Annotated in this window: 1 protein-coding gene; it reads right to left on the reverse strand. The window is 61.6% G+C overall.

Annotation, left to right across the window (positions count from 1 at the left end; translation table 11 throughout):
* Nucleotides 1-864 (reverse strand): cadherin-like domain-containing protein (locus TRL7639_RS22750; RefSeq protein ID WP_165759901.1); only part of this gene is annotated, 864 nt, incomplete at both ends.

The raw sequence follows: 864 nt of genomic DNA on the forward strand, positions 1-864 counted from the left end.
GCGTTTTCCCCCCAAACGGAGTAGCGGAAGTGGTTCGATGCGGTGCCGTCAGGATCTGATACGCTCAAGGTTCCACCGACAGAAATCGGATGTGCCGAAGATGGTCCGACATTCTTGTCTTCGGTCAGATCGCCTGTGTCCGTCCCGCTGATGACGGCGGCATCGCTGACGGGAACCAGTGTTGTGGTGGCCCCTGTATGCGCCACGCCGCCATGGGCGTCCTTGACGTCATATGTGAAATGCACCTTGCCGTTGTAGTCCGTCTCGGGCGTGAAGGTGTAGGTGCCGTCGCCATTGTCGCGGATCGAGCCGTGATCAGGGTGCAGGTTGGCGATGGCCAGCTTGCCGGCATCGTTGGCATCGACTTCCACGGTGTTTGCCAGAAGCTGTGCCTTGGTCAGCGTCTGGACGGTGTCCTCGCGACCGGGCGCAAGCGATACCTCAGCGGCGCAAAAAGGCACATCGTTGCTGCCATGGATCGTGATCGTGATGTCATGGGCCGTGCCATCCTTCGAATGCACCGTGATCGTATCGGTCAGGGTCTGGCCATCGCCCAACTGGTCAATCGCGGTGCCGCGCGTCGTCGGCAAGCCGCCGACCGTGGCATCGTGGCCCGCATCTGCAATGTAGTGCCAGGTTCCGTCGGGATCGAGCATAAGGTCGCCATAGGTGCCGTGATACTGGTAGCCCGTCCCATGGCTCTGGAAGACCGCCTCGCCTGCATCTGGATCGCTGATTGTCAGTTTTCCGTCCGCGTAGAGCGGAGCCTTGCCCAGCGTGGCGATCCCCGGCTCATGCTGGTCCGGAGACTTGTCCACACCCGCCGTGTTCTCGGTCACATCGCCGGTATCGACTCCCCCGATC

The organism is Falsiruegeria litorea R37, assembly GCF_900172225.1.
GTDB lineage: Bacteria > Pseudomonadota > Alphaproteobacteria > Rhodobacterales > Rhodobacteraceae > Falsiruegeria > Falsiruegeria litorea.